Annotated in this window: 3 protein-coding genes; 2 read left to right on the plus strand and 1 reads right to left on the minus strand. The window is 71.8% G+C overall.

Translation table 11 applies throughout. The features are described from left to right. Positions 1-186: 186 nt before the first annotated feature. Entirely contained in the window at positions 187-1473 is a 1287-nt protein-coding gene (locus AAC134_RS23395) for a homoserine dehydrogenase (RefSeq protein ID WP_339952146.1), read from the plus strand. A gap of 535 nt (positions 1474-2008) precedes the next feature. On the opposite strand, the gene AAC134_RS23400 is transcribed toward AAC134_RS23395, so the two are convergent. After that, on the minus strand, positions 2009-3709 hold the full coding sequence (locus tag AAC134_RS23400) for a methyl-accepting chemotaxis protein (RefSeq protein ID WP_339952148.1): 1701 nt from the start codon (positions 3707-3709) through the stop codon (positions 2009-2011). A 212-nt stretch (positions 3710-3921) separates the two neighbouring features. Here AAC134_RS23400 and glpX point away from each other — a divergent pair, with 212 nt between their 5' ends. Continuing rightward, complete coding sequence (gene glpX / locus AAC134_RS23405) at positions 3922-4902, plus strand: class II fructose-bisphosphatase (RefSeq protein ID WP_339952150.1); 981 nt, start codon at positions 3922-3924, stop codon at positions 4900-4902. Positions 4903-5071 lie beyond the last annotated feature (169 nt).

Genomic DNA, 5071 nt, shown 5'->3' on the forward strand with positions numbered 1-5071 from the left:
CGCCCGGGGGTCGGAGGGGCCCGGACGGCGAGGCAGGAGGGCGGGTTGGCGGGGGGCGCGTGCGCCCGGCGGCTGTTCGCGGCCGCGGCATCGCGCGGGCCCGCGGGCTGTTGCGGCGCCGTCGGCTTGGGGCTAGCAAGGGCGCGGGCCGCCGCCCGACACCTGCAGACATCCGCAAGGGGCATCATGACCGAACCTCTCCGCCTGGGCATCGCCGGACTTGGAACCGTGGGCGCGGGGGTGGTCAGGATCGTCCAGACCCATGCCGCGATGCTCGAGGCGCGGGGCGGTCGGCCGGTGACCATCACGGCGGTCTGCGCACGCTCGCGCAACCGCGACCGGGGGGTGGACCTCTCGGGTTACGACTGGGAGGACGACCCCGTGGCGCTGGCGCGGCGCGACGACGTCGACCTGCTGATCGAGCTGATGGGGGGCGAGGACGGCCCCGCCAAGGCCTGCGTCGAGACCGCGCTGGAGACGGGCAAGCACGTGGTCACCGCCAACAAGGCGATGCTGGCCCACCACGGCCAGGCGATGGCCGAGCAGGCCGAGGCCGCCGGCCGGGCGCTGAAGTTCGAGGCCGCGGTCTGCGGCGGCATCCCCATCGTCAAGGCGCTGGGCGAGGGTCTGGCGGCCAATGGCATCGTGCGCCTGATGGGCGTGATGAACGGCACCTGCAACTACATCCTCACCGAGATGGAGGCCACCGGCGCCCCCTACGAGACGGTGCTGGAGGACGCGCAGAAGCTGGGCTTCGCCGAGGCCGATCCGACCTTCGACGTCGGTGGCATCGACGCCGCCCACAAGCTGGCGCTGCTGGCCGCGATCGCCTACGGCACGCGGGTCGACTTCGCCGGCGTGCAGACCGAGGGCATCGACCGGGTGACCCTGACCGACATCGCCCAGGCGCGCGACATGGGCTTCCGCATCAAGCTGCTGGGGGTGGCCAAGATGACCCCCGACGGGCTCGAGCAGCGGATGACGCCTTGCCTGGTGCCGGCCGAGAGCTCGATCGGGCAGCTTTCGGGCGTGACCAACGCGGTGGTGGTCGAGGGCGATTTCGTCGGCCAGACGGTGTTCGAGGGGCCGGGCGCGGGGCAGGGGCCGACCGCTTCGGCGGTGATGGCCGACGTGCTCGACATCGCCCGCGGCCAGGTGGGGGCGACCTTCGGCGTGCCGGCCGCGCGGCTGGCGGCGGCGCCGCGGGCCTCGGACGCGGAGGCCGCGGCCTACTATCTGCGCATGTCGCTGCAGGACGCGCCGGGGACGCTTGCCAAGGTCACCGCGGCGCTGGGCGAGGAGGGCGTCTCGATCCGCCAGATGCGCCAGTACGACCACGAGGGCGGCGCGGCCCCGGTGATCTTCGTCACTCACCCCGCCGAGCGCGCCTCGCTGGACGGAGCGCTGGGGCGGCTGGGGGCGATGGAGGAATGCATCGACGCGCCGATGGCGCTGCGGGTGGAGATCCTCTGAGCCTCTGAGCCTCTGAGCCATTGGCCTTCGATGCGCCGCGACGCGCCGCGCCGGCGACGCGGGGGGGGGCGGATGGCTTCCGCGCCCGGCCGGGGACCTTGCCTCAGGGCGACCGATGGAACGGCGTGCCGGGCACGCAGGCGGCCGGCCCCGTCGTCAGGAGCCGGAATCGATCGTGACAGCGGGGCGCTGAGAGCCATGGCCCTGTCACGGCGGCGAGGACTCGGAACGAGAAGGCCCTCCCCGGAAGCGGGGAGGGCCTTTGGCGTTTTCGGGGAAGGATCTTGGGGGAAGGGTCGCCCCGTGGCCGATCCCGTCGGTTCTCGCGCCCTGCCGGGAGCGGGCGGCGGGCCCGAGGGGCCGTGTGCCGCGACCTGGCGCTGCGAGCCGCGCGGGGATCGCCGGAGGGATCGCTTGCCGAGGGGACGCCGGGCGCCGCGGTCAGGCGGCGCCCGGTCAGATCCCCGGGGTCAGATCCCCAGGTCAGATCTCCCTGCCAGATCCCCCGGTCAGATCGCCCGATCAGGGCGCCGGGTCAGGCCGCGCGCGCTGCGGGGCGGGCGCCGGAGGATGGGCGGGCGCCGGCGGTGGTGCAGCGGAAGAAGGCCAGCATCTCCTGCAGGGTCGCAAGCTCCTGGTCGAGATCGCGGGCGGCCGAGGCGTTGCGGGTCGAGATCTCGGCGTTGCGCTGGGTGTTGGAGTCCAGCTCGCTCATCGCATGGTTGATCTCGTTCACGCCCGAGGCCTGCTCGGTGTTGGCCGAGTTGATCTCGGCGATCTTGCGCGCAAGCTCCCCGACCTGGCCGCGAATTTCGGCGAAGACCTCCACCGCCGAGGCCATCAGCTTGGCGCCCTGTTCGACGTCCGAAGAGCTCTGCTTGATCAGCCGCGTGGTGTCGGCGGCCGCGTCCGAGGAGCGCTGGGCGAGATTGCGCACCTCCGAGGCGACCACGGCGAAGCCCTTGCCGGCCTCGCCGGCGCGGGCGGCCTCGACCGCGGCGTTCAGCGCCAGAAGGTTGGTCTGGAAGGCGATCGACTCGATGGCGCCGTTGATCTCGTTGATCCGCTTGGAGCTTTCCTCGATCGTGCGCACCGCGTCGGTGGCCTGCTCGATCACCTGCTGGCCCTGTTCGGTCCGCTCGGCGGCGCGGCGGACCACCTGCTCCCCGTCGCGGGAGTTGTTGGCCGTGGCGTTGATCGTGGCCGAGAGCTCCTCGACGGTGGCCGCGATCTCCTCGAGCGTCGCGGCCTGCCGCTCGGCCCGGTCGGAGAGGTCGTCGGCGCCGCCGCGGATGTCGGTCGAGCCATGGCTGATCCGGTCCATGGCGCTGCGCATCCGCTCGACCAGTTCGCGCCAGGAGTCGCGCAGCGAGGTGACGTCGTCGCGCAGCGGCGCGAAGGCGGGATCCATCGGCGCGTCGTCGGCGGCGTCGAGATCCCCCTCGGCCAGCCGCGAGAGCATCTCGCCCAGACGGCGCACCGAGGTGATCCGCGGGGTGATGTTCTGGGCGAACTTCACGATGCGCAGCACTTCGCCGTAGCGGTCCTTCACCGGGTTGTAGGTGGCCTGGATCCAGACGTCGGACCCGTCCTTGGAGCGGCGGCGGAATTCGTCGGTCACCGGCTCCCCCCGGGCGAGGCCGCGCCAGAATTCGGCGTATTCGCTGGTGTCGGCCGCGCCGTCGGGCATGAAGATGCGGTGGTGGCGGCCCTTGATCTCGTCGAGGCGCCAGCCCATCGTCTTCAGGAAATTCTCGTTCGCGTCCAGGATGTTGCCCTTGGTGTCGAACTCGATCACCGCCTGCACGCGGGAGATCGCGTCGATCTTGCCGCGGGCGTCGAGCTCATGGGTGGCGTCGTCGGTGACGTCGACGGCGAGCTTCATCACCCGCACCACCTTGTCGGCATCGTCGCGCACCGGCATGTAGGAGGCGCGCAGGAAACACGACTTGCCGCCCTTGGCGACGCGCCGGAAGCGGCCGTCCAGGGGCTCCCCCGCCGCGAGGCGGGTCCAGAAGCTGCGGTAGTAGTCGCTCTGGGTCACCTCGGGCGGGCAGAGCACGCGGTGGTGCTGTCCCACCAGTTCGGCATGCGTGTAGCCCACCAGCTTCAGGAAGGCTGGGTTGGCGTCGATGATCTGCCCGTCGGGCGTGAACTCGATCACCGCCCAGGCGGCGTCCAGCGCCCTGCGGAGGGGATCGGCGCCACGCGCGGCAGGGCGGGAAAGTCCGAACATCCGGCAACTCCTCTCTATGCGTCAGCGCCGGAATAGCGCCGATCCCTTTCCAAAGAATTGCCAAGTTCGGCGTGAAAGCTGCTTTTGGCGCCCTGCGGCGTCCGCCCCGCGCGCCCGCGTCACATGAGTTTCCCTTGCCGCCGGGCCCCCCGCTTCGTAGGAAGCGACGGGGCCACGGCCTCCATCAAGATCGCGCGACCCGAGGAGCGTCCATGCCCGACTCTATCAAGGAACCCGGCGGCATCTTCGCCGACCGCATGCTGTCCCTGGGACTGGCCCGCGTGTCGGAAGCCGCCGCCATCGCCGCGGCGAAACTGGTGGGGCGGGGCGACGAGAAGGCCGCCGACCAGGCCGCCGTCGACGCCATGCGCACCCAGCTGAACCTGCTCCACATCCAGGGGGTGGTGGTCATCGGCGAGGGCGAGCGCGACGAGGCGCCGATGCTCTACATCGGCGAGGAAGTGGGCCAGGGCGGCGGTCCGGCCGTCGACATCGCCCTCGACCCGCTGGAGGGCACCACCCTCTGCGCCAAGGACATGCCCAACTCGCTGGCCGTGATCGCGATGGCGCCGCGCGGCTCGATGCTGCACGCGCCCGACGTCTACATGGACAAGCTGGCGATCGGCCCGGGCTATGCCGAGGGGGTCGTCCACCTCGACATGACCCCGACCGAGCGGGTGCTGGCGCTGGCCAAGGCCAAGGGGGGCAAGCCCTCGGACGTGACCTGCTGCATCCTCGAGCGGCCCCGCCACGAGGAAATGGTGCGCGAGGTCCGCGAGACCGGCGCCGCGATCCGCCTGATCACCGACGGCGACGTGGCCGGCGTGATCCACTGCGCCGAGGCGGACCTGACGGGCATCGACATGTACATGGGCTCGGGCGGGGCGCCCGAGGGCGTGCTGGCCGCGGCCGCGCTGCGCTGCATGGGCGGCCAGATCCAGGGCCGGCTGCTGTTCCGCAACGACGACGAGCGGGGCCGGGCGACGAAGGCCGGGATCACCGATTTCGACCGGATCTATTCGCTGACCGACATGGTGACCGACGACGTGATCTTCGCGGCCACAGGCGTCACCGACGGCTCGATCCTGCACGCCGCGCGGCGCGACGGCGACTGGATGGAGACCGAGACGATCCTGATGCGCTCGCGCACCGGGTCGGTCCGGCGCATCAGCTACCGCCAGCGCAACCAGTAAGGCGCGGCGCGAGGCACGGACGAAGGGGCCCGGCGGGGACGCCGGGCCCCTTCGCGTTTCTCGGGGAAGGGGGAGGAGGCGCCCTGCGGGCGGGCTTGGCTGAGTTGCGCATGAGTGGGGGGAGCGTGGAGGGTCGAGGACTGGAGCCTCCGGCGGGCTCCTGACTCAC

The organism is uncultured Albimonas sp. (genome assembly GCF_963977235.1).
GTDB lineage: Bacteria > Pseudomonadota > Alphaproteobacteria > Rhodobacterales > Rhodobacteraceae > Albimonas.

Coding starts and splice junctions, on each gene's coding strand:
- AAC134_RS23395 (WP_339952146.1), top strand. CDS start 187: ATGACCGAACCTCTCCGCCTGGGCATCGCCGGACTTGGAACCGTGGGC.
- AAC134_RS23400 (WP_339952148.1), bottom strand. CDS start 3,709: ATGTTCGGACTTTCCCGCCCTGCCGCGCGTGGCGCCGATCCCCTCCGC.
- glpX (WP_339952150.1), top strand. CDS start 3,922: ATGCCCGACTCTATCAAGGAACCCGGCGGCATCTTCGCCGACCGCATG.